15 protein-coding genes are annotated in these 23,806 nt (G+C 67.2%); 12 read left to right on the forward strand and 3 right to left on the reverse strand.

Going from position 1 to position 23,806, the window contains the following annotated elements:
* Positions 1-89 precede the first annotated feature (89 nt).
* Positions 90-3,488, forward strand: coding sequence for a bifunctional proline dehydrogenase/L-glutamate gamma-semialdehyde dehydrogenase PutA (gene putA, locus ACTZWU_RS00985; RefSeq protein WP_444735485.1), 3,399 nt, complete (start codon positions 90-92; stop codon positions 3,486-3,488).
* 85 nt (positions 3,489-3,573) lie between these two features.
* Here putA and ACTZWU_RS00990 read toward each other — a convergent pair whose 3' ends face one another.
* Complete coding sequence (locus tag ACTZWU_RS00990) at positions 3,574-4,338, reverse strand: DeoR/GlpR family DNA-binding transcription regulator (RefSeq protein WP_444735876.1); 765 nt, start codon at positions 4,336-4,338, stop codon at positions 3,574-3,576.
* Positions 4,339-4,620: 282 nt separating this feature from the next.
* Here ACTZWU_RS00990 and glpD point away from each other — a divergent pair, with 282 nt between their 5' ends.
* The 11 genes from glpD to ACTZWU_RS01045 all read left to right on the forward strand — a co-directional run bounded on the left by glpD (position 4,621) and on the right by ACTZWU_RS01045 (position 17,408).
* Complete coding sequence (gene glpD, locus ACTZWU_RS00995; RefSeq protein WP_444735486.1) at positions 4,621-6,195, forward strand: glycerol-3-phosphate dehydrogenase; 1,575 nt, start codon at positions 4,621-4,623, stop codon at positions 6,193-6,195.
* Positions 6,196-6,222: 27 nt separating this feature from the next.
* Positions 6,223-7,305, forward strand: a complete 1,083-nt coding sequence (locus ACTZWU_RS01000) for an ABC transporter ATP-binding protein (RefSeq protein ID WP_444735487.1) — start codon at positions 6,223-6,225, stop codon at positions 7,303-7,305.
* Between the two features lie 12 nt (positions 7,306-7,317).
* Entirely contained in the window at positions 7,318-8,388 is a 1,071-nt protein-coding gene (locus ACTZWU_RS01005) for an ABC transporter ATP-binding protein (protein ID WP_444735488.1), read from the forward strand.
* A gap of 25 nt (positions 8,389-8,413) precedes the next feature.
* On the forward strand, positions 8,414-9,280 hold the full coding sequence (locus ACTZWU_RS01010; RefSeq protein WP_444735489.1) for a carbohydrate ABC transporter permease: 867 nt from the start codon (positions 8,414-8,416) through the stop codon (positions 9,278-9,280).
* 4 nt (positions 9,281-9,284) lie between these two features.
* Positions 9,285-10,145, forward strand: a complete 861-nt coding sequence (locus tag ACTZWU_RS01015) for a carbohydrate ABC transporter permease (RefSeq protein WP_444735490.1) — start codon at positions 9,285-9,287, stop codon at positions 10,143-10,145.
* 12 nt (positions 10,146-10,157) lie between these two features.
* Positions 10,158-10,433 carry a DUF2160 domain-containing protein gene (locus tag ACTZWU_RS01020; RefSeq protein ID WP_219828945.1) on the forward strand — a complete coding sequence of 92 codons (276 nt, stop codon included), beginning with the start codon at positions 10,158-10,160 and terminating at the stop codon, positions 10,431-10,433.
* A gap of 77 nt (positions 10,434-10,510) precedes the next feature.
* Complete coding sequence (locus tag ACTZWU_RS01025; protein WP_444735491.1) at positions 10,511-12,214, forward strand: ABC transporter substrate-binding protein; 1,704 nt, start codon at positions 10,511-10,513, stop codon at positions 12,212-12,214.
* 70 nt (positions 12,215-12,284) lie between these two features.
* Positions 12,285-13,769 carry a glycerol kinase GlpK gene (gene glpK, locus ACTZWU_RS01030; RefSeq protein WP_444735492.1) on the forward strand — a complete coding sequence of 495 codons (1,485 nt, stop codon included), beginning with the start codon at positions 12,285-12,287 and terminating at the stop codon, positions 13,767-13,769.
* A gap of 171 nt (positions 13,770-13,940) precedes the next feature.
* On the forward strand, positions 13,941-15,050 hold the full coding sequence (locus ACTZWU_RS01035; RefSeq protein ID WP_444735493.1) for a Hint domain-containing protein: 1,110 nt from the start codon (positions 13,941-13,943) through the stop codon (positions 15,048-15,050).
* A 94-nt stretch (positions 15,051-15,144) separates the two neighbouring features.
* Complete coding sequence (locus tag ACTZWU_RS01040; RefSeq protein WP_444735494.1) at positions 15,145-16,086, forward strand: NAD(P)/FAD-dependent oxidoreductase; 942 nt, start codon at positions 15,145-15,147, stop codon at positions 16,084-16,086.
* Entirely contained in the window at positions 16,083-17,408 is a 1,326-nt protein-coding gene (locus tag ACTZWU_RS01045; protein WP_444735495.1) for an ABC1 kinase family protein, read from the forward strand. Before ACTZWU_RS01040 ends, ACTZWU_RS01045 begins: the two co-directional genes overlap by 4 nt.
* On the opposite strand, the gene ACTZWU_RS01050 is transcribed toward ACTZWU_RS01045, so the two are convergent.
* Both ACTZWU_RS01050 and ACTZWU_RS01055 read right to left on the reverse strand, forming a co-directional pair.
* A complete protein-coding gene (locus ACTZWU_RS01050) occupies positions 17,402-21,871 on the reverse strand; it encodes a translocation/assembly module TamB domain-containing protein (RefSeq protein ID WP_444735496.1) in 4,470 nt (1,489 codons plus the stop codon). The two genes, ACTZWU_RS01045 and ACTZWU_RS01050, sit on opposite strands and share 7 nt — an antisense overlap.
* Positions 21,871-23,742, reverse strand: a complete 1,872-nt coding sequence (locus ACTZWU_RS01055; protein ID WP_444735497.1) for an autotransporter assembly complex protein TamA — start codon at positions 23,740-23,742, stop codon at positions 21,871-21,873. The genes ACTZWU_RS01050 and ACTZWU_RS01055 overlap by 1 nt, the downstream gene beginning before the upstream one ends.
* Positions 23,743-23,806: the final 64 nt, after the last annotated feature.

A 23,806-nucleotide genomic window follows, 5' to 3' on the forward strand; every position in this document is an offset into this window, starting at 1 on the left:
TGGTCCATCAGACTACAGGATAGCCCGATTTTGGTCACAAGGACCATGCCCACTGCCCTATCATGGCGCCATCACCCCGGAGCCGCGCCATGACCGATCTGAAAGCCCTCGAATCCGCCGCCAAATTCGCCCCGGAGGCCGCGATCCTCGACCGGCTGGTCTCCGAAGCCGCCCTGTCGCCCGAGGCGCGCGCACGGATCAGCGCCACTGCCGCCGATCTCGTGCGCCGCATCCGCGCCCAGTCGCGGCCGACGATGATGGAGCACATGCTGGCCGAATACGGCCTGTCCACCCGCGAGGGCGTCGCGCTGATGTGTCTGGCCGAGGCGATGCTGCGCGTGCCCGACCGCATGACCATCGACGCCCTGATCGAGGACAAGATCGCGCCCTCGGACTGGGGCAAGCATCTGGGCGAAAGCGCCTCAAGCCTGGTGAATGCCTCGACCTGGGCCTTGATGCTGACGGGACGCGTGCTGGACGATCCGCAACCGGGCATCGCGGGCACGCTGCGCGGCGCGATCCGCCGATTGGGCGAGCCCGTGATCCGCACCGCCATGCAGCGCGCCATGCGCGAGATGGGCCGCCAGTTCGTGCTGGGCCAGACCATCACCGACGCCCTGTCGCGCGCCCGCACGCTGGAGGCCAAGGGCTACAGCTACAGCTACGACATGCTGGGCGAGGCCGCGATGACCCGCGAGGACGCCGACCGCTACGCCAGGTCCTATGCCGACGCGATCGCGGCCATCGCGAAATCCTGCGACAAGGGCGATGTGCGCGCCAATCCCGGCATCTCGATCAAGCTTTCGGCGCTGCATCCCCGCTACGAGGTCGCCCAAGAGGCCCGCGTCATGGCCGAACTGGTCCCCGTGGTGCGCGATCTGGCCCGCGCGGCCCGCGCCGCCGACATGGGCATGAACATCGACGCCGAGGAACAGGACCGGCTGTCCCTGTCGATGAAGGTGATCGAGGCCGTGCTGTCCGACCCCGAACTGGTGGGCTGGGACGGCTTCGGCGTGGTCGTGCAGGCCTACGGCAAACGCGCAGGCGCGGTCATCGACTGGCTGCACGCGCTGGCCGCGCGTCTGGACCGCCGCATCATGGTGCGTCTGGTCAAGGGCGCCTATTGGGACACCGAGATGAAGCGCGCCCAGGTCGAGGGGCATCCCGACTTTCCGCTGTTCACCTCCAAGACGGCGACCGATGTCAGCTATATCGCCTGCGCGAAGAAGTTGATCGACCATGCCGACCGCATCTATCCGCAATTCGCCACGCATAACGCCCATTCGGTCGCCGCGATCCTCGACATGGCAGCGGGCGTCGATTTCGAATTCCAGCGCCTGCACGGCATGGGCGAACGGCTGCACGACATCGTGCTGACCGATCACGGCACGCGCTGCCGCATCTATGCCCCGGTCGGCGCGCATCGCGACCTGCTGGCCTATCTGGTGCGCCGCCTGCTGGAGAACGGCGCGAATTCCAGCTTCGTCAACCAGATCGTCGACGAGGATGTCGCCCCCGAGGACATCGCCCGCGACCCCTTTGACGCGCTGCCCACCGCCCGCGCCCCGCAGGCGCTGAAGGCGCCCGCCGCGATCTATGGCCAAGGGCGCGTCAACGCGCAGGGCTTCGACCTGAATGCCGAAGACGTGCTGGACCGGATCGAGGCTGCGCGCCAGATCACCCTGGACGACGCCGCCCCGATCACGATGCGCCCGGCGACCGGCCCGCGCCAACCGGTCGTGAACCCCGCCTCGGGCGCGGTTCTGGCCCATGTGACCGAGGCCGACGCCGACACCGTCACCCGCGCCGTCGACGATGCCCGCCCTTGGGACGCCCCCGCCGCCCATCGCGCGGATGTCCTGCGCCGCGCCGCAGACCTCTACGAGGCCGAGTTCGGCCCCATCTTCGCCATCCTCGCCCGCGAGGCGGGCAAGACCCTGAACGACGCCGTGGCCGAACTGCGCGAGGCCGTGGATTTCCTGCGCTACTACGCCCAGCAGGGCGAGGCCCGCAGCGACGCCCCGCGCGGCATCATCGCCGCGATCAGCCCCTGGAACTTCCCGCTGGCCATCTTCACCGGCCAGATCGCGGCCGCGCTGATGGCCGGGAACGCGCTCCTGGCCAAGCCAGCCGAACAGACGCCGCTGATTGCGGCCTTCGCCGTGCGCCTGCTGCACAAGGCGGGCGTCCCGGCCTCGGCGCTGCAACTTTTGCCGGGCGACGGCGCCACGGTCGGCGCGGCCCTGACCCGCGATCCGCGCATCGGCGGCGTGGTCTTCACCGGCTCGACCGAAACCGCGCGCCGCATCGCCGCCAGCATGGCGCAGCACATGGCCCCCGGCACGCCCCTGATCGCGGAAACCGGCGGGTTGAATGCGATGATCGTGGACAGCACGGCCCTGCCCGAACAGGCGGTGCGCGACATCATCGCCTCCAGCTTCCGTTCGGCCGGTCAGCGTTGCTCGGCGCTGCGCTGCCTTTATGTGCAAGAGGACATCGCCGACCACGTCATCGCGATGATCCGGGGCGCGATGGACGAACTGACCGTCGGCGACCCGTGGTCCCTGACCACAGATGTCGGCCCCGTCATCGACCCCGAGGCACGGCAGGGCATCCTCGACTGGATCGATGCACAGCGCCCCCGCATCCTGCACCAGCGCCCCGCGCCGCAGGACGGCTGCTTCGTTCCGCCCACCCTGATCCGCGTGACGGGGATCAAGGATCTGGAACGCGAGATCTTCGGGCCAGTCCTGCATGTCGCAACCTTCCGCGCCGCCGACCTGCCCAAGGTGATCGAGGGGATCAATGCGCGCGGCTACGGCCTGACCTTCGGCCTGCACAGCCGCATCGACAGCCGCGTGCAAGAAGTGGCCGACGCCGTCCATGCCGGCAACCTCTACGTCAACCGCAACCAGGTCGGCGCGACGGTCGGCAGCCAGCCCTTCGGCGGCGAGGGGCTTTCGGGCACCGGTCCCAAGGCAGGCGGCCCGCTCTACCTGCCGCGGTTCTTCAAGCCCGCCAAACCCGAACTGGGCAGCGGCTGGACAGCAAACGACGACCCCGCCCGCCTTGCCGCGTCCCTGGGCCGGGCGCCCGCTCGAACCGTTTCGGAAACCCTGATGCCCGGCCCGACCGGAGAGCTGAACCGCCTGACCCTGCTGCCACGCCCGCCGGTCCTGTGCCTCGGCCCCGGCGCGGACGCAGCCGCAGCGCAGGCCCAAGCCGTCCGCGCGCTTGGCGGCGAAGCCGTCACCGCATCCGGCACGCTTGCAGCAGATGCGCTGACCGACCTGCCCGGCCTCTCGGCGGTTCTGTGGTGGGGCGACGAGGCGACTGCCCGCGACATGGCCACGGCGCTTGCCCGACGCGAAGGCCCACTTGTCCCGCTGCTGACCGCGATGCCCGATCAGGCGCATGTCCTGCACGAACGCCACCTCTGCGTGGACACGACCGCGGCGGGCGGAAACGCCGCCCTGCTGGCGGGCTGACGCCTTCTTCTTCATAAAAATATCCTCGGGGGGTCCGGGGGGCGAAGCGCCCCCGGCGCTCTCCCCCCGCGCACGCCCCGAAAACTCAGCCCTGCGCCGCCACTACGCGCGTATCCCAGACCTGACACAGCCGCATCAACTCGGGCGGCAGGGGGCGGTCGGTGAAAACGCAATCCAGCTCGGCCAGCGACGCGATCCGGGCGGGCGCGCTGCGCTTCAGCTTGGAGTGATCCACCGCCAGAAACGTCCGGCGCGACTGACGCAGGATGGTCTGGCTAACGCCAACCTCCTGAATGTCGAAGTCCAGCAGATCGCCGTCGCGGTCCAGCGCCGAGCAGCCGATCACCGCCAGATCGAACTTGAACTGCCGGATCGTCTCGGCCGCCAGGGTGCCGACCAGCCCGCCATCCGAGCGGCGCAGGTTGCCGCCGGTCACAATCACCTCGCAATCGGGGTTGGCGGCCAGGATATTGGCGACGTTCATGTTATTCGTGACGACCAGCATGTTGCGATGGCCCAGCAATTCGCGGGCGACGGCCTCGGTGCTGGTGCCGATGTTGAGAAACAGCGAGATGTTCTCGGGCACCTCGGCGGCGCAGGCCCGTGCGATGGCGGTCTTGGCGTCCTGGTTAAGGGCGCGGCGTTCCTCATAGCCGATATTGCTGACCCCTGATGGCAGGATCGCGCCGCCATGCACCCGCTCCAGCCGCCCGGCCTCGGCCAGTTCGGTCAGGTCGCGGCGGATCGTCTGCAGGGTCACCCCGAAATGCGCCGCAAGGGCATCGACCGTCACCTTGCCGTCACGACGGGCGATTTCCAGGATTTCGGGCTGGCGAAAGGATTGGGACATGCTCGCTCCGGTCGGGTTGATCAGAATTGCCATGTTCGATTCGTCCGCGCAAGTTTTTCGTATGCGTGAATAACGAACATTCGGCGCTGCACAGCGCGCAAAGTGCAGAATGTGAAATCCGAGAAGTCGGCGCGCAATCGCCGAAAATCCAAGCCTTGCCAGTCACTTCAGGCGCGAACAAAAAAGAAAACAAAAACCTTTCTTTTGCGCGCGTCTTGCGCCATGATCCGCAACGAAGCGCAAGACGACGAGGCTGGCATGACGGCAGGCAGCACAGAAAACATGACCGATCTCTTCGTGATCGGCGGCGGCATCAATGGCTGCGGCATTGCCCGCGACGCGGCGGGCCGGGGGCTTTCGGTCACGCTGGCCGAGATGGGCGATCTGGCGCAGGCGACCTCTTCCGGCTCGACCAAGCTGTTTCACGGCGGGCTGCGCTATCTGGAATATTTCGAATTCCGACTGGTCCGCGAGGCCCTGATCGAACGCGAGGTGCTGCTGCGCGCGATGCCGCATATCAGCTGGCCGATGCGGTTCGTGCTGCCCTATCATCCTGAAATGCGGTTTGAATCCGACACGCCCACCTCGAAGCTGCTGGGCGTGGTCATGCCCTGGATGAAGGGGCGCCGCCCCGCATGGCTGATCCGGCTGGGCCTGTTCCTCTATGACAATCTTGGCGGTCGCAAGATCCTGCCCGGCACCACAACGCTGTCGCTGCCCGGCACGCCGGAGGGCGCGCCCCTGCAGCCGCGATTCCAGCGCGCCTTTGAATATTCCGACTGCTGGGTCGAGGATTCGCGGCTTGTGGTGCTGAACGCCCGCGACGCCGAGGCGCGCGGCGCCCGGATCATGACCCGCACCCGCGTCCTGTCAGCCGAGCGCGAAAACGAACATTGGCGCGTCACGACGCAAGACACCGAAACAGGCGAAACGCGCCAGCACCTTGCCAAGATGCTGGTCAATGCCGGCGGCCCCTGGGTCGGAGAGATCATCCAGACCAAGATCCGGCTGAACTCGACCGAGGGCGTGCGTCTGGTGCGCGGTAGCCATATCGTGACGCGCCGGCTTTACGACCACGACAAATGCTATTTCTTCCAGGGCACCGATGGCCGGATCATCTTTGCCATCCCGTATGAGACCGACTTTACCCTGATCGGCACCACCGATGCCGAACATGACGACCCCTCGCGCAAGCCCGAATGCACACCCGAGGAGCGCGACTACCTGTTGGCCTTCGCCAACCAGTATTTCACGCAGCAACTTGGCCCCGAGGATGTCGTCTGGTCCTATTCGGGCGTGCGTCCGCTTTACGATGACGGCGCGCAAAGCGCGACGGCTGCCACGCGCGACTATACGCTGAAGGTGGACCAGAATGGCGGGGCGCCGGTGCTGAACGTCTTTGGCGGCAAGATCACCACCTATCGCCGCCTTGCGGAATCCGCGCTTGAGAAGATCGCGCCGTTCTTTCCGGGCCTGCCCGCCGCATGGACCAGGGGCAAGCCTCTGCCCGGCGGGGATTTCCCGGTCGATGCGGTGGGGCGGCTGGTCTGCGATCTGCGCGGCGCGCATTCATTCCTCAGCGCGTCCTGGGCGCTGCGCCTTGTCCGCGCCTATGGCAGCGAGGCCGCGATCATCCTGAAAGGTGCCCGTGATGCCGCCGATCTGGGCCGCGATTTCGGCGCGACCCTGACCGAGTCCGAGGTGATCTGGCTGATGGACCGCGAATATGCCCGCAGCGCCGAGGACATCGTCTGGCGCCGCAGCAAGCTTGGCCTGCGGATGTCGCAGGACCAGATCGATGAATTGAACGACTGGATGCGCGCCCGCAGGGGCGGCGCGTCGGCTGCCGCCGAATAACGCGGCAGTCAAGGGGAGGGGAAAGACATGACATTGGAATTGAAGGGCGTCAGCAAGGTCGTCGAGGGGCAGGTTCACATCCACCCCACCGATCTGCGCCTTGAAAAGGGCACGATGAACGTGCTGCTGGGGCCGACGCTGTCGGGCAAGACCTCGTTGATGCGGCTGATGGCGGGGCTGGACCGCCCGGCGCAGGGCCGCGTCATCTGGCAGGGCCAGGACGTGACAGGGATGCGGGTGCAGGACCGTCAGGTCGCGATGGTCTATCAGCAATTCGTCAACTACCCGGCGATGACGGTTTTCGACAACATTGCCTCGCCCCTGCGGCTGATGGGGGTCTCGCGCCCCGAGATCGAGCGCCGCGTTCATGAGGCCGCCGAGCTGATGCGCCTGACGCCGATGCTTTCGCGCAAGCCGTTGGAATTGTCGGGCGGGCAGCAGCAGCGCTGCGCGCTGGCCCGCGCGCTGGTCAAGAATGCCGGGCTGGTCCTGCTGGACGAGCCCTTGGCCAACCTCGACTACAAGCTGCGCGAGGAATTGCGCGTCGAGATCCCGCGCATCTTCGAGGCGTCCGGCGCGATCTTCGTCTATGCCACGACCGAACCCGAAGAGGCGCTGCTGCTGGGCGGCAATACCGCGACCCTGTGGGAGGGCCGCGTGACCCAGTTCGGCCTGACGCCGCAGGTCTATCGCCAGCCCGTCGATGCGACCACGGCGCGGGTCTTCAGCGATCCGCCGATGAACTTTCTGCCGGTGCGTCTGGCGCAGGGACGCATGTCCTATGGCGACAGCCATGCGCCTGCGGGCGCGCTGGCCGGGCTGCCGGATGGCGCCTATCTGGCGGGCTTCCGGCCCAACCACCTGCATCTGCACCAGCCCTCGGCCGATGCGATCCGCTTTGACACGCAGCTGGTCGTGACCGAACTGACCGGGTCCGAGACCTTCATCCATCTGGATCACCACGGCGCGCGTTGGGTCGGGCTGATCCACGGCGTGCATGATCTGGCGCTGGATGCCTCCCTGCCGGTCTGGCTGGAGCCGCGCCACATCTACGTCTTCGCCGAGGATGGCCGTCTGGTCACCCCCGCCCCCTATGCCCTTGCAGCCTGAGAGGTTCGGACGATGGCAAAGATCACGCTGGACAACCTGGCCCATTCCTATCTGCCCCAGCCCAAGGGGCCGGATGATTTCGCGCTGAAGGAACTGAACCACGACTGGCAGGACGGCGCCGCCTATGCGCTGCTGGGATCAAGCGGCTGCGGGAAATCGACGCTGCTCAACATCATCTCGGGGCTGCTGGTGCCGTCGCAGGGGCGCATCCTGTTCGATGGCGTGGACGTGACCCATGCGCCGACGGCGGAACGCAACATCGCGCAGGTGTTCCAGTTCCCGGTCGTCTACGACACGATGACCGTGCGCGACAACCTGGCCTTTCCGCTGCGCAACCGGGGCCGCCCGGAAAGCTATGTCGCTGAGCGCGTTGCCGAAATCGCCCGCATGATCGGTATGGAGCACATGCTGGACCGCAAGGCGCGTGGCCTGACCGCCGATGCCAAGCAAAAAATCAGCCTTGGCCGCGGCATGGTCCGCAAGGATGTGAACGCGCTCTTGTTCGACGAGCCTCTGACCGTGATCGACCCGCACATGAAGTGGGAATTGCGCACGCAGCTGAAAAAGCTGCACCACGATTTCGGCCATACGATGATCTACGTCACCCACGACCAGACCGAGGCCCTGACCTTCGCCGACAAGGTCGTGGTCATGTATGACGGCCGCGTCGTGCAGATCGGCACGCCCGAGGAATTGTTCGACCGGCCCGAGCATACCTTCGTGGGCTATTTCATCGGCTCGCCGGGCATGAACCTGCTGCCGGCCGAGGTTTCGGGCCACGAGGCGCGGATTCCGGGCGGCGTCACCGCGCTGGCGGGCGCCTATCACGGCCTGTCGGGCAAGGTGCAGCTGGGCATCCGCCCCGAACATCTGCGCCTGACCGCAGACGAGGGCCTGCCCGTCACCGTCCGCCGGATCGAGGATGTCGGCCGCCACCGCATCATCCGCGCCGATCTGGCCGGTCACGACATCAACATCATCGCCGCCGAGGATCAGGCCATCACCCCCGACATGGGGCGCGTGAGCATCGATCCGCAGCGGGTCAACATCTACGCCGACGATTGGCGCGTGGCAGCCGCCTGACGCGCGCCAGGGGGAGGGGGAAAACATGGAAAAGACCGTCAACCACAAGGCCTGGTTCCTGGTTCTGCCGGTGCTGGTGCTCGTTGCCTTCTCGGCGGTGATCCCGCTGATGACGGTGGTCAACTACGCCTTTCAGGACACGTTCGGAAACAACGTCTTCTTCTGGCATGGCCTCGGCTGGTTCGAGGACTTGCTGGCATCCGACCGCATGTGGAACGCGCTGTGGCGCCAGCTGGCCTTCTCGGGAATCATCCTCGCGATCGAGATCCCGCTTGGCGTCTTCGTCGCGCTGAACATGCCCAAGCGCGGCGTCTGGGCCAGCGTGGTGCTGGTGCTGATGTCGCTGCCGCTGCTGATCCCGTGGAACGTCGTCGGCACGATCTGGCAGATCTTCGGCCGCGTCGATATCGGGCTTCTGGGCTATACGCTGAACAGCCTGGGCATCAACTACAACTACACGCAGAACCCCGCCCATGCCTGGGCCACGGTGATCGTGATGGATGTCTGGCACTGGACCTCGCTTGTGGCGCTGCTGGCCTATGCCGGGCTGCAATCCATCCCCGACGCCTATTACCAGGCCGCCAAGATCGACCAGGCCAGCCGCTGGAAGGTGTTCCGCTATATCGAACTGCCCAAGATGATGGGCGTCCTGATGATCGCGATCCTGCTGCGCTTCATGGACAGCTTCATGATCTACACAGAGCCCTTCGTCGTCACCGGAGGCGGGCCGGGCAATGCCACCACCTTCCTGTCGATCGACCTTGTGAAGATGGCGCTTGGGCAATTCGACCTTGGCCCCGCCGCGGCCTTCTCGCTGATGTATTTCCTGGTCATCCTGCTGATTTCGTGGGTGTTCTACACCGTGATGACCAATCTGGACAAAAGGGGTTGATGCCATGGCCGACCTGACCGCAACCGCCACGGCAACGCCGCGCGCCCGCAGCCGGACCATGCCCCGCATCAAGGGCAGCGCCATCGTCATGGGGCTTTACCTGCTGTTCCTGATGCTGCCGATCTACTGGCTCTTGAACATGAGCCTCAAGACCAATGCCGAGATCACCGGCACGTTCAGCCTGTGGCCGCAGAACCTGACGTTCCAGAACTACATCACGATCCTGACCGATCCCAGCTGGTACATGGGCTACGTCAACAGCCTGATCTATGTGGTGATGAACACGGTGATCTCGGTCGCGGTGGCGCTGCCTGCGGCCTATGCCTTCAGCCGCTATCACTTCATGGGCGACAAGCACCTGTTCTTCTGGCTTCTGACGAACCGCATGGCCCCGCCTGCTGTCTTTGCCCTGCCGTTCTTCCAGCTTTACAGCTCGGTCGGCCTGTTCGACACGCATATCGCGGTGGCGCTGGCGCATTGCCTGTTCAACGTGCCGCTGGCGGTGTGGATCCTCGAAGGCTTCATGCGCGGCGTGCCGAAGGAAATCGACGAGACCGCCTATATCGACGGCTACAGCTTCCCGCGCTTCTTCGTGAAGATCTTCATGCCGCTGATCTCGTCGGGGATCGGGGTGGCGGCGTTCTTCTGCTTCATGTTCTCGTGGGTCGAACTGCTTCTGTCGCGCACCCTGACCAGCGTGGACGCCAAGCCCATCGCTGCCACGATGACCCGCACGGTCGGCGCCTCGGGGATCGACTGGGGGGTGCTGGCCGCAGCTGGTATCCTGACCATCGTTCCCGGCGCGCTGGTGATCTATTTCGTCCGCAACTACATCGCCAAGGGCTTTGCCCTGGGCCGCGTGTAACGGAGGCCCGCTATGTCCTGGATGGCATGGACCCAACCCACCGCGATCTTCTTCATCATCATCGCCCTGCTGCTGGTCACCTTCACGGTGCTGGCGATCCGCTTTCCCGAGACGCCGCGTCGCGGCGTGCTGGGGATCGAGACGACGCGGGGCGACCGCCTGTTCATCACGCTTCTGGGCTCGGCCTTCATCAACCTCGCCTGGCTGGGGGTGATGGGGGCGGCGATGCAGCCCTGGGCGCTGCTGATCTGCCTTGTCTATGCCGCCGCCGTATTCCGGTGGGTCTGACAAGGCTGGGCTGTCCGGGCGTGAGGGGCCCGGCCTGCCGACAAGACTGACCTCGACTGGTTCCTAGGGAGGGAAACATGAACCTGAAACTTCTGTCCACCACGGCGGTCCTGCTGGCCCTGACCGGCCCCGCCTTCGCCGATATCGAGGCCGCGCGCGCGTTCCTCGATGCCGAGATCGGCGATGTCTCGGTCCTGACCCGCGAGGAACAGGAAGCCGAGATGCAATGGTTCATCGACGCGGCCGAGCCTCTGCGCGGCATGTCGATCAACGTGGTCTCGGAAACGATCACCACCCACGAATACGAGGCCCGCGTGCTGGCGCCGGCCTTCACCGCGATCACCGGCATCCAGGTCACGCATGACCTGATCGGCGAAGGCGACGTCGTCGAGAAGCTGCAGACCCAGATGCAGACCGGCGAGAACGTCTATGACATGTATATCAACGACGCGGACCTGATCGGCACCCACTGGCGCTATCAGCAGGTCCGCAACATGACCGACTGGATGGCGGGCGAGGGTGCGGATTTCACCAACCCCGATCTGGATCTGGACGATTTCATCGGTCTGGCCTCGGCCACCGGCCCGGATGACAAGCTCTATCAGCTGCCCGTCCAGCAATTCGCCAACCTCTACTGGTTCCGCCATGACTGGTTCACCGATCCCGAGATCATGGCCGCCTTCCGCGAGGAATACGGCTACGAGCTGGGCGTCCCCGTGAACTGGTCCGCCTATGAGGACATCGCCAAGTTCTTCACCGGGCGCGAGATCGACGGCCAGACGGTCTGGGGCAACATGGACTACGGCAAGAAGGACCCGTCGCTTGGCTGGCGCTTCACCGATGCCTGGATGTCCATGGCCGGCATGGGCGACACGGGCGAACCCAACGGCTTCCCTGTCGATGAATGGGGCATCCGCGTCAACGACAACTACCAGCCCGTGGGGTCCTGCGTGGCGCGCGGCGGGGCGACGAACAGCCCGGCAGCGGTCTATGCGATCGAGAAATACATCGACTGGCTGAAGAACTACACGCCCCCGGCGGCGGCTGGCATGACCTTCTCCGAGGCCGGGCCGGTTCCCGCGCAGGGCAACATCGCCCAGCAGATGTTCTGGTACACCGCCTTTACCGCCGACATGGTCAAGGAAGGCCTGCCCGTCATGAACGAGGACGGCACGCCGAAATGGCGCATGGCCCCCTCGCCCTATGGCGCCTATTGGCAAGAGGGCATGAAGGTCGGCTATCAGGATGTCGGCTCGGCCACGCTGATGCAATCGACCCCGGTCGATCGCGCCCAGGCCGCATGGCTTTACGCGCAGTTCATCGTGTCGAAGACCGTGGACACCAAGAAAAGCCATGTCGGCCTGACCTTCGTGCGCGACAGCTCGATCCGTCACGACAGCTTCACCGAACGCGCGCCCCGTCTGGGTGGTCTGGTCGAGTTCTACCGCTCGCCCGACCGCACGCGCTGGTCGGATACCGGCCTGAACGTGCCGGATTACCCGCGTCTGGCGCAGCTGTGGTGGCAGAACATCGGTGACGCCTCGTCGGGCGCCAAGACCGCGCAAGAGGCGCTGGACGCGCTGTGCGAACAGCAGGAAGCCGTGCTGGAACGTCTGCAGCGTTCGGGCGTGCAGGGCGATCTGGGCCCGGTCCTGAACGAGCCGGAAGATCCGCAGGTCTGGCTGGACCGCGAAGGCGCACCGAAACCGAAGCTGGACAACGAAAAGCCCGAGCCGGTGACCATTGCCTATGAGGAACTGATCCAGCGCTGGCAGCAATAAGCCCTGCGCGATACGCTTGGGGGGCGCGGTTGACCGCGCCCCTTTTTCTCAGCCCGACCCGAGGAAGACCATGACCCATATCCTTGCCATCGATCAGGGCACGACCTCGTCCCGCGCGATCCTGTTCGACGCCGACATGAACGTCCGCTCCAGCGCGCAAGAGGAATTTCCGCAGCATTTCCCCCGGTCAGGCTGGGTCGAGCACGACCCCGAGGATCTGTGGGCGACCGTCGCCGCCACCTGCCGCGCGGCCATCGAAAAGGCGGGCAATCCTACGGTCGCGGCCATCGGCATCACCAACCAGCGCGAAACTGTCGTGGTCTGGGACCGCAAGACCGGCAAGGCCGTCCACAACGCCATCGTCTGGCAGGACCGCCGCACCGCCGAATTCTGCCGCGAGCTGGAAGCCGCGGGCCATGGCGACATGATCACCGCCCGCACCGGACTGCTGGTCGATCCCTATTTCTCGGCCACCAAGGTCAAGTGGATCCTGGATCATGTCGAGGGCGCCCGCGCGCGCGCCGAGGCGGGCGATCTGGCCTTTGGCACGGTGGACAGCTGGCTGATCTGGCGCCTGACCGGCGGCGCGGTTCATGCGACGGACGCGACCAATGCCGCGCGCACCATGCTTTACGACATCCACAAGAGCCGCTGGTCCGTGACGATCTGCGACCTCTTCGGCATTCCGCAATCCATGCTGCCCGATGTGCGCGATTGCTCGGCCGATTTCGGCACGACCCGGCCCGACCTCTTCGGCCGGCCCATCCCCATCACGGGCGTTGCGGGCGACCAGCAGGCCGCGACCGTGGGGCAGGCCTGTTTCCAGCCCGGCATGATGAAATCGACCTATGGCACGGGCTGCTTTGCGCTGCTGAACACCGGCGACACGCCTGTCGCCTCCAGCCAGCGGCTGCTGACGACCATCGCCTATCAGCTGGATGGCAAGCCGACCTATGCGCTGGAGGGCTCGATCTTCATCGCGGGCGCGGTGGTGCAATGGCTGCGCGACGGGCTCAAGATCATCCGCGAGGCGCGCGAGACGCAGCCCCTCGCCGAAAGCGCCGATGAAAGCCAGCGCGTGATCCTGGTTCCGGCCTTCACCGGGCTGGGTGCGCCCTACTGGAAGCCCGAATGCCGGGGCGCGATCTTCGGCCTGACGCGCAATTCCGGCCCCGCCGAACTGGCCCGCGCCGCGCTGGAGAGCGTGGGCTTCCAGACGCTGGACCTGCTTCAGGCGATGCGCGCCGACTGGCAGGGCGACGGACGCACCGCGTTGCGTGTGGATGGCGGGATGGCGGCGTCCGATTGGGCGATGCAGTTCCTGTCCGACATCATCGGCGCACAGGTGGACCGCCCCCGCATCACCGAGACGACCGCCCTTGGCGCCGCGTGGCTGGCAGGCCAGCGGCAGGGGATCTATCCGGACGCCGAGGGTTTCGCGCGGTCATGGGCGCTGGATCGCAGTTTTCAGCCGCAGATGTCGGACGACCTGCGCGCCGAGCGTCAGGACGAATGGCGCCGGGCCGTTCAGGCCACGATCGGGGTCTGTTCCTGAGTGTCCGGCAAGGCAGCGCCTTGCACGCTCTCGGCACCAGACGAGGCGAAACACAACTTGCGCGATTAACTTTTGTGCTATGAATGCACAAAAAAGTTGACCTAGGGTTAATTTGGACTATCCAAATGGGTAAAATTCTATCCATTTGGTCATTGTTCACGAGGCTCCCCCATGTCAACGTTCCAGCTTACCTTTGCCAACAACCAGCTTGGCGATTTCAATTCCGTCGCGCTTGTCATCTCGGTCATCCCCCCCTCGATCGATCAGCAACTCAGTATCAACAGCGATCACCCCGCCGACCGGCTTGTCACGGCGGGCGCGGTCACGGCGCGCGACGATGTGACGGGCTGGCGGCTGACCGTGACGGGCAGCGACGATCCCGCAGGTAACACGGTCGTTCCTTTCTCGCCCGTCATCGTCGAATACTCGACCGATGGCGGCGCGTCGTGGAACAGCTTCACCGCCGATATCGGCCGGCCCGATCTGGTCTATTTCGCCCGTCAGGACGAAGCCGACTGGATGGCGATCACCGCCTTCGACCCGACCCAGCCCGATGGGCAGACCGGGTTCATCGTGTCGAACTCGCCCGTCACGCCGGGGCAGATCTTCCAGACGGACGAATCGGTACTGGAGCTGCAGATCGGTGAATACCTGATCCCCTGCTTTGCCGCCGACACGCTGATCCGCACCGCCTCGGGCGAGATGCGGGTGGACGAGATCACGCCCGGAACCCTTGTCTGGACCGAGGATCACGACCTGCGCCCCGTCGCCTGGGCAGGCCAGCGCCATCTGGATGCGCGGGCGCTGGACGCCGCGCCGCATCTGCGCCCGATCCTGATCCGCGCAGGCGCGCTTGGACCCGACGCCCCCGCGCGCGATCTGCGCCTGTCGCCGCAGCACCGCGTCCTTGTGCGGTCCAAGGTGGCCGAGCGGATGTTCGGCGCGTCCGAGGTTCTGGTCGCCGCACGCCATCTGCTGGACCTGCCGGGGGTCGAGATCGACCGCGAGGCGACCGGCGTGACCTATGTGCATCTGCTGTTCGACCGGCACGAATTGCTGCGCTCGAACGGCTTGGTGACGGAATCGCTCTATACCGGTCGGCAGGCGCTGAGGGCGGTGGGTCCGGCGGCCCGGCGCGAGATCGCGATGCTGTTCCCCGAGATCCTCGATCTGGATCACAGCCCAGAACCGGCACGCACGCTGACACCCGGCCGCCGCGCCCGGCGGATGGTCGCGCGCCATTGCCAGCGTCAAAAGGCGCTTCTGTCGGAAAACGCCTGAAGCGCGCAGCGGGGGGCGGGACAAAACATCGCCTTGTCTTTCGCGCCTGCCCCTGTGCTGACTGTGCCGCGACAGCCAGCGCAAGGAAGGCAGCATGGATCAAGGCAACAGCGTCACCGATGTCATCGTCATCGGCGCGGGCATCACGGGCATTTCCTGCGCGCGCCGCCTGGCGCAGGCGGGGCGCGGCGTTCTGGTGCTGGACAAGGGCCGCGGCATCGGCGGGCGCATGGCGACGCGGCGGCTGCCCGACGGGATGATCCTGGATCACGGCGCGCAATATCTGCGCCCCCGCTCGGTGGGTTTCGCCGCCCTTCTGGCCGAGGCCGGGGACCATGCCGCGCCGTGGCAGCTGCCCGATGGGGTCGTGCAGGTCGGCCAGCCCGGCATGTCCGGTCTGGTCCGCCATCTGGGCCTGGGGCTGGCCGTCCGCCAATCCGCGCAAGTGACCGCGATCGCACCGGATCAGACCGGCTGGCGCGTGATGCTGGGCGACAAGGTTCTGTCGGCGCGGCATCTGGTCGTGACGATCCCGCCCGCGCAGGCCCGCGCGCTGCTGGGCGCGGACCACGCCTTTGCCCCATCGCTGGATGGGGTGGCGATGCTGCCCTCGATCACGCTGATGGCCGTGCTGGCCGCCGACGCGCCCCGGCCCTTTGTCACGCGCAAGGACAAGGGCGCGCTGGCCTGGATTGCGCAGGACAGCGCCAAGCCCGGCCGAGACGCGGCGCAGGGCACCGGCTGGATCGTCCAATCCGACCCGGATTTCAGCGCCGCCCATATCAACGTCGCCTTTGACGAACTGGCCGCGATGCTGGCGCCGATGCTGCTGGAAACGCTTGGCGCCCAGCCCGGCCACCTGCTGCACGCCGCCGCCCATCGCTGGCTTTATTCGCAGGTCGATCAACCGCTTGGGCGGCCCTTTCTGACCGAGGGCAGGCTTTGGGTCGGCGGCGACTGGTGCCTTGGCCCGCGCGCCGAGGACGGCTGGCACAGCGGCGAGGCCATCGCCCAAGACCTGCTGGCCCGCGCATGAGCGGCGACGACGACTATATCGGCCGCGCGGTGCCTTCGGGACGGTTGTCGCGCGCCCTGAGGATGGGCGCGCTGGCGGGTGGGATCGGGGGCAGGGCGCTGGCCTCGGGGGTGGCGCGTCTGGCGCAGGGCGAAAGGCCGCGCGCGCAGGATCTGCTGATGACCCCCGCCAATGCGATGCGGCTGGCCGACCAGCTGTCGCGGATGCGCGGCGCGGCGATGAAGATGGGGCAGCTTCTGTCGATGGATGCGGGCGATTTCCTGCCGCCCGAGCTGACGCAGATCCTGTCGCGCCTGCGCGCCGATGCCGATCCGATGCCGCCGCGCCAGTTGCGGGTCCAGCTTGACCGTGCCTGGGGCGAGGGCTGGCTGCCGCGCTTTCAGCGGTTCCAGACGCGGCCCATCGCCTCGGCCTCGATCGGTCAGGTGCATCGCGCGCAGACGAATGACGGGCGCGATCTGGCGATCAAGGTGCAATATCCGGGTGTCCGCGACAGCATCGACAGCGATATCGACAACCTTGCGCTGTTGCTGCGGATGCCGGGCCTGCTGCCCAAGGGGATCGACCTGCCGCCCCTGCTGGACGAGGCCCGCATCCAGCTGAAGGCCGAGGCCGATTACGAACACGAGGCCCGCCAGATGCTGCGCTACCGCGAGGCGCTGGCCGGTCGGCCCGAATTCCTGCTGCCCGCGCCCGACCCGGAATTCACCCGCAGCGACGTTCTGGCGATGGACTTCATCGAAAGCCGCCCCATCGAGGCCCTGATCGACGAGGATCAACCCGTGCGCGACCGCGCCGCCGCGGCGCTTGCGCGGCTGGTGCTTGAGGAATTGTTCAGCTTCAACCTGATGCAGACCGATCCGAATTTCGCCAATTACCGCTGGCAGCCGGACAGCCGCCGGGTGGTGCTGCTGGATTTCGGGGCGACGCGCAGTTTCTCGGACCATGTCGGCCCGCAATATCGCCGCCTGCTCAGCGCCGCCTTGCAGGACGACCGTAAGGCCATCGACGAGGCCGCCATCGCCATCGGCTATTTCCGCGAGGATACCGAGCCCGCGCACAAGGCGCTGCTTCTGGACATGATGGAGCTGGCCTTCGGCCCCCTGCGGCGTCAGGGCCTGTTCGATCTGGCCGGGACCGACATCCCGCAGCGTATCGCGGCAATGGTGATGGAGATCACCCAACGCCGCGACCGGGCCGAGATGCCCCCGCCCGAGATCCTGTTCCTGCACCGCAAGTTCGGCGGGCTTTACCTGCTGCTGGCGCGGTTGCGCGCGCGGGTGGATCTGGGCGAGTTGGTCGCGCCCTATCGCGATCAGTAATCGCGCTCGAAGAACACGCCCAGGGAACTGCTGCCGTCGCTGCCGACCGAACCGCGCGCCCGCAGGCTTTGCGTGATGTCGAGGTTCAGGTTGATCGTGCTGCGTCCGCCTTCGCCAACCGAGACATCCGTATAGACGTTCTCGGTCAGGTAGCGGCCCGCGCGCAATTCGACATTGCCGTCGGCATCGGTGGTCAGGTCCAGATCGTCCAGCCCTGCGCTGTCGCGCAGATTGCCGATGATCCCCGCACCGCCGCGTCCGGCCAGCACCGCGACCGCATTGGCCAGCTGCGCCGCCTGAAGGGGCGTGATCGTGTCGAGGCCCCGCCCAAACAGAAGCTGTGACAGCACCTCTTCCTCGGGCAGCTCGGGCGAGGATTCGAACCGGATATCGGGTTCGCGCAGCTCTCCGTCGATCACAATGCGGGTGGTGATGCCGTCGCGCTGCGTCTCGGCCACAAGGCGGATCACGGGGATCATGCTGCCCTGCAACTCGATCAGGCCCTCGGTCAGGTTGAAGCGGTTGCCCAGCAGATCGACGCGGCCCCGGATCAGTTCCAGATTGCCGACCGGCACGACATTGCGCGACGTGCCCAACACCTGAAAGCCGCCGCCCAGTTCGGCATCGACCCCGCGCCCGCGCACGAAAACGCGGTTCGGCGCCTCGATCACCAGATCCAGACGCGGCGGATTGCGGACCGGGACCGAGGGCGGCCCCGCCAGCCCCGCCGCCGCGGCCGCCGGGCTGGGATAGCCCTCCAGCCCCGCACGGGCGCGGGTGGCGCGCACCGGGGGACGCTGATTGCCGACATGGCGGATGTCCGGGATGCCCCGCGCGCCGCCAAGCCCGGTTGAGGGGATGCGGATCTCGGTCCCGTCGAGGATGATCCGCCCCGAGACCAGCGGCCCCGCCGCAAGACTGCCCGAGATGCGGATCTGCCCATTCAGCCGCGTCTCGTAGAGGTTCGGATCGCGCAGCACCGCCTCGTTCAGGTTGACCGCCAGATCCAGAGACCCGCCCTGCAGGTCGATCGGGCCCGATACGGCGATGCTGCCACCCGCAGCAAAGCCGCCGCCGCCATCGACCCGGATCTGCCCGTTCTGAAAGGCGGCGGTCAGGTTGATCCCCTCAAGCCGGACGCCCAGCCCCGGATCGGACAATTGCCCGTCGGCCAGCGACACGGTTCCCGACAGCGATTGCAGCGCCAGCGGCCCGGCAAGGCGCAGGTTGACCGCCAGAGGCCCGGACAGGCTGCGGGTCCGCAATTCGGTATTGGCCAGCGCGGAATCCGCCCGGCCGGTGATCGCCAGATCAACCGATTGTCCGTTGCGCGCCGCAGCGCCCGCGATCCGCAGATCCACGCCGCCCGGCGCGGTGGCGTTCAGGTCCATGACCAGATTGGCGCCGTCCTCTCGCAAGGTGCCGCCGAGGGTGGCGGGGCCGGGAAATTCCGGCACGATCAGCCCCAGATTGGCCAGCCGCCCGTCCAGTTGCAGCCCCGAGGCCGGGTCTCCGCTGGCCTCGACGGTCACCTGCGGGTTGCGGACCTGCAACCGTTGCAGGCTGAGGCCCGCCGCATCCTGCGTGGCGGCAAGGTCAAAGACCGTCTGCCCCGCCAGAACCGGATCGACGCGCGGCTGTCCGACGCGCAGGCCGCTGGCATTGCCGTTGGCGGTGATCAGACGCTGGCCGCCCTGATCCAGCACCCGCGCCTGGGCCTGCAGCGCGCCCGCGATGCCGTTGCCCAGAAAGCGCAGGTCGCCCGCCGCGATGGTCGCGGCCAGATCGGTCGCGCCGTCGCCCACCTGCCCCGTCGCATCGACCTGAAGCCGGGGATTGCTGATCTGCGCGGTCTGCAGCGACAGGATGCCGTCAGCCTCGGTCGCCTCCAGCGTCAGCTGCGTCTCGCCGGCCAGCGCGCCATCGACCTGCGCCTGTCCAAGCGCCAGATCGCGGCCGGTGCCCTGCAGGCTGAGCCGCCGGATGCCGTCGCCCGCCTCGCGGAACGTGCCCGTGGCGGCAAGCGATCCGCGCCAGCCGGGGCCAAAGGGCGCCAGCGTATCGACCTGCAGATCAGCGGCCAGATCCGTGACCCCCTCGCCGAACTGCCCCGTCGCCGTGGCGCGCAGCTGGTCATTCGTGATGCGGACATCGCGCAGGGTCACGACGCCCTCGGCCTGATCGGCCAGAACGCGCAGGTCGGTGCGTCCGGTCAAGGCGCCGTCCACATTGCCCTGTCCAAGCGACAGGTCGGTGCCTTCGCCGGTCAGATCGATGATGCGGCGGCCGTCCTCCTCGGTCAGGCGGGCGCGGGCATTCAGCGCGCCGCTCCAGCGGGGGTCCAGCGCAGACAGGCTGGGCAGCGCGATATCGGCGGTCGCGTCCAGTGCGCCCGCGGCAAAGACCCCCTCGCCCGAGGCGGTGATCTGCGGGTTGGCGAAGCGGAAGCTGTCCAGCTGGTAGCCGTCCGGCGTCTGGCCCACGATCAGCGTCAGGTTCGTCATGCCCGCCAGCGCCCGGTCCACCGCATCGATGCCGATGCGCAGGTCCATCGTCTCGCCCGAGACGGTCAGGCGGCGCTGGCCGCTCGGGCCGTTCAGCCGTGCCTCGGCCATCAGGCTGCCGCCGTAGTCGGGATCGGCCTCGGCCAGCGAGGGCATCGAGATCTGCGCGACAAGATCGCTGGACAGGCTGTCGATCCGCCCCGTCGCGTCCGCGGTGATGCGCGCGGCGGTCAGGCTGAGTTCCTCGACCTCGATCCCGGTCTCGTCGCGCCGGATCTCGACCACGATGTCCGAGCCGCCGCCCAGCAGGCGGTCAAGCTGCGGCTGGTCCAGCGTCAGATCGGTCGCGGTGATCCGCGCATCCAGGTCAAAGGCGCGGTTCAGCACGATGTAATAGCCGTTCAGCGCAGCTTCGGCGCTGCCGGTCAGGTCGCGGTCCGCCAGCAGCGACAGGCGCGACAGGTCCTGATGGCGCGCGGTCACATCGACGGACAGGGTGATCCCGCTGGCCAGACCGGCGACCAGAAAATCGCCGTTCACGCCGAAATCGGCGCCGTCCAGCCGCACGTCATGGATGTCCAGCACGTTGCCCGGCGTGAAGTTGAACCGCGCCCGGCCCCGCACATCATCGCCCACCGCTTCGGCCAGTCCGGCATCGGCAAAGACCAGCCCCGCCGCGCCGAAGGACAGGCCGCCCGTGACCTCGACCAGGGCGCCGTCATCCAGGACGATCTCTCCGCCGCCATCCAGCAGAAGCTGGCCGATCATCAGATCGCCCCGGTCCACCTGCCCGACCCGGCCCGTCAGGGTCCAGCCCTCGCCCTCGGCCGCGTCATAGGACAGTTGCAGCCGCCCGGAATCGACCGTCGTTCCGGCATCGGCAAAGGGCAGGGGAACCGGCAGGACCGGCGCACCCGCGTCGCGGCCCAGCAGGATCTGCAATTCGGCATGCTGCGGCGCGTTCCGGTCGTTCGTGGAAAGCGAGCCGGTCAGGCTCAGCGCCTCGGTCTGCAGGCTCAGCTGCGGCAATTCGATCCGGCCCGTCTCGGCGCGCCAGCCCTCGGCCAGCAGACGCGTGTCGCGCCCGAAAAAGACCCGATCCTCGGGACGCAGAAGCGCCGCGACATCGCCGCCGATCTGCACCGAGAAGGCGGTTCCGGGGGTGCCCGCCTCGTCGGGGCGTTCATTCGCGCTGATCCGGCCGGTGATCCGGGGCTGGCCGTTCGTGGCCAGCCGGATATCGGCGGCGAAATCCGACAAGGGGCCTTCGCCGCTGATCTGCGCGGTCAGGGCGGGGCGTTCGTAAAGGTCGATCAGGTTCGCCAGCAGCCCGTCCGCGGCCTCGTCCAGCGCAAGGTTCAGGCGCAGGACACGGGTCTCGTTGGAAAAGGCGGTGTCCAGCACGAATTCGCCGCGCACCCCGTCCAGCCGGGTGACGTTCAGCTGCGTCTCGCCCTCGCCGCCGTCAAGGCTCATGGCGCCGTCGATCCGCAAGGCGGCCTCGACCCCGATCACCGGCTCGCCCAGGGCGACGCGTTCGGCGCGGATCTGTTCGATGGTCAGGGCCACGGGCAGTTCGGGCAGGGCAAAGACCGGGACCTCGGCCTGAACGGCGCTTTCCTCGCCAGCGGGCAGGCGGGGCAGAAGGATCTCGCGCGCGGTCAGTTCGGCGATCTCGATCCGGCGCCGCAACAGGGCGCTGCGGTTCCACTGGATCGCCCCGTCGCGGAGGGTCAGCCAGACGCCGTCCTCGTCGGCGATCCGCATCTCGGAGAAGGTCGCGCGGGATGACAGGGCGCCCTCGAATCCCTCGATCACGACGGTCCGTCCGGCGCCCGACAGGCTGCGTTCCAGAAGCCCGGTCAGAAAACCGCGATCATCCTCGATCTCGGCCGCGCTCTGCGCCAGAACGGCGAGGGGGAAGAACAGGGCGAAGACCAGTATCCAGAAGCGCCGCATCAAAAAGCCTGCCCAAGTCCAAGGTAAAGTTGCACGCCGCTGCCCGTATCGCCCGCGACGGGTCCGGCCACGTCGAAACGCAGCGGCCCGATGGGCGTGTCGTAGCGCAGGCCGATCCCCGCGCCCGCATGGTCGCGGTCGATCCCGTCGAAGCTGCCTTCCGACCAGACGCGCCCGTAATCGGCAAAAGCCACCACGCCGATCCGCTCGCGCAGCTGAAAGCGCAGCTCGGCCGTGGCGTTGGCCAGGCTCATGCCGCCGGTGCGGATATTCTCGCCGGCCATGCGGGTGGTGATGACATCGGCGCCAAGGCTTTGATAAGGCTGTCCCCGGACCGAACCGCCGCCGCCGGAATAGAACAGGAAGCCGCGCGGGGTGCGGCGGATGTCGCTGCCCAGGATCGTGCCCAGCCGTCCGCGCGTGGCCAGCGTGAAGCGGTCGTTTTCCCCGAACGAGACATAGGCCCGCCCCTCGCCAAGCGCGCGCAGGCCCGAATCCGTCTCGTCGAAGCCGTAGAACGGCATGATCTCGGCGCTGAGCCATGTGCCGCTTTTGGCGTTGTTCGGTTCGTCCCGGCGGTCCCAGACCACGCCCGAGGGCAGGGCCAGAACGCGGAAATCCGTGCGGCCATTGGCGTCGAAGACGCGGCTGATGCGGTATTGCCCGGCGATGTCGGCGGTCAGGCGGTCGTTGAAGATATGGCTGAAGCCAAGCGACAGGCTGGCGCTGTCCTCGCTGTAATCCTCTTCGCGCATGCGGGCGAAATCGGTTTCGACATAGCCGGTCGTGTCGGCGGTGATCGTCGCGGGCCGGTCGATCCGCAGGGTCAGCTGGTCGTCGCGGTCGCTGGTGGTCGAGCCGATATCCTTGACCCGCCCGTCGATCCTGAGCCTTTCGCCCCCGCCCAACAGGTTGCGGTGCATCCAGTAGGCCGAGACCTGCACACCCTCGGTGTTCGACACCTCGAACCCCGCGCCGACGCGGCGGGGGCGCTGTTCGATCACCGTCAGGTCCACGTCGAGGATCTCGCCCTGCCGCAGGTCGTCGGCCTCGGTCAGGGTGATCGAGGAAAAGACGCCGGTGCGGCGCAGGCGGCTGCGGACGGTGTCCAGATCCTCGGGGTCGAAGCGTTCGCCCTCGGGAAAACCGGCGATCTTGCGCAGGCGGCGTTCGTTCAGGCGCTGGTTGCCGCTGACGCGCATCTGGCCAAAGCGCACGGCGGGGCCGGGCTCCAGCGCGATGCGGCTGTCCACCGTGGCGCTGTCATGTTCGGCGGTGATCTCCTGCCCGGCGATGTCGGCCTTGGCGTGGCCCGCATTGCGCCAGCCATCCACGCCCGCGACGGCGGCGCGGCGGATCGTGCCGGTGCCTGCGACCTCGGCCGCCGCATAGCCGTCGGGGATGGCACTGCCCGGCGCGACCGGCGCGATCTGGGCGCGCGAAAAACGGAAGCGCGGGCCGGGATCGACCGCGATCACCGCGCGGCGCACCAGATCGGGCGCGTCCAGAGGCGTCACTTCGGCGGCCTCGATCCCGTCCACGGTGATGCTGATATTGCCCGCGTAATAGCCCTCGTCGTAAAGGACGCCCAGGATGCGCGCGTAATCCGCGCGCGCCGCCGCAAGGATATCCTGACCCGAAATGCGATCTTCGGCCAGAGCCGCCGAAATCAGTGAGGTATTGCGAAACGCGCGTTCCAGCCCGGCATCGCCGCCTGCCACGGTGATCTCAAGCGCGACGGGGCCTTCCTCGTCGCCGCCGAACAGGCCGGAAAAGGGCCATGAGGATTGCGCCCGCGCATCGCCCGCCAAAAGGCCCGCGCCCGCAAGCGCGGTCGAGACCGCCAGCACCGTTCCCAGAAATCGCCGCATCGCCCTGCCCGTCCTTTGTTCTTGAGGACGATTGAAGCAGGATCAGCCCATGAAATCCAGCAAT

Source organism: Paracoccus sp. NSM (genome assembly GCF_052379855.1).
In the GTDB taxonomy this organism is placed as follows: domain Bacteria; phylum Pseudomonadota; class Alphaproteobacteria; order Rhodobacterales; family Rhodobacteraceae; genus Paracoccus.

Excerpts from the sequence above, each read along its gene's own strand:
- putA (WP_444735485.1), top strand. The coding sequence starts at position 90 with ATGACCGATCTGAAAGCCCTCGAATCCGCCGCCAAATTCGCCCCGGAG.
- ACTZWU_RS00990 (WP_444735876.1), bottom strand. The coding sequence starts at position 4,338 with ATGTCCCAATCCTTTCGCCAGCCCGAAATCCTGGAAATCGCCCGTCGT.
- glpD (WP_444735486.1), top strand. The coding sequence starts at position 4,621 with ATGACCGATCTCTTCGTGATCGGCGGCGGCATCAATGGCTGCGGCATT.
- ACTZWU_RS01000 (WP_444735487.1), top strand. The coding sequence starts at position 6,223 with ATGACATTGGAATTGAAGGGCGTCAGCAAGGTCGTCGAGGGGCAGGTT.
- ACTZWU_RS01005 (WP_444735488.1), top strand. The coding sequence starts at position 7,318 with ATGGCAAAGATCACGCTGGACAACCTGGCCCATTCCTATCTGCCCCAG.
- ACTZWU_RS01010 (WP_444735489.1), top strand. The coding sequence starts at position 8,414 with ATGGAAAAGACCGTCAACCACAAGGCCTGGTTCCTGGTTCTGCCGGTG.
- ACTZWU_RS01015 (WP_444735490.1), top strand. The coding sequence starts at position 9,285 with ATGGCCGACCTGACCGCAACCGCCACGGCAACGCCGCGCGCCCGCAGC.
- ACTZWU_RS01020 (WP_219828945.1), top strand. The coding sequence starts at position 10,158 with ATGTCCTGGATGGCATGGACCCAACCCACCGCGATCTTCTTCATCATC.
- ACTZWU_RS01025 (WP_444735491.1), top strand. The coding sequence starts at position 10,511 with ATGAACCTGAAACTTCTGTCCACCACGGCGGTCCTGCTGGCCCTGACC.
- glpK (WP_444735492.1), top strand. The coding sequence starts at position 12,285 with ATGACCCATATCCTTGCCATCGATCAGGGCACGACCTCGTCCCGCGCG.
- ACTZWU_RS01035 (WP_444735493.1), top strand. The coding sequence starts at position 13,941 with ATGTCAACGTTCCAGCTTACCTTTGCCAACAACCAGCTTGGCGATTTC.
- ACTZWU_RS01040 (WP_444735494.1), top strand. The coding sequence starts at position 15,145 with ATGGATCAAGGCAACAGCGTCACCGATGTCATCGTCATCGGCGCGGGC.
- ACTZWU_RS01045 (WP_444735495.1), top strand. The coding sequence starts at position 16,083 with ATGAGCGGCGACGACGACTATATCGGCCGCGCGGTGCCTTCGGGACGG.
- ACTZWU_RS01050 (WP_444735496.1), bottom strand. The coding sequence starts at position 21,871 with ATGCGGCGCTTCTGGATACTGGTCTTCGCCCTGTTCTTCCCCCTCGCC.
- ACTZWU_RS01055 (WP_444735497.1), bottom strand. The coding sequence starts at position 23,742 with ATGCGGCGATTTCTGGGAACGGTGCTGGCGGTCTCGACCGCGCTTGCG.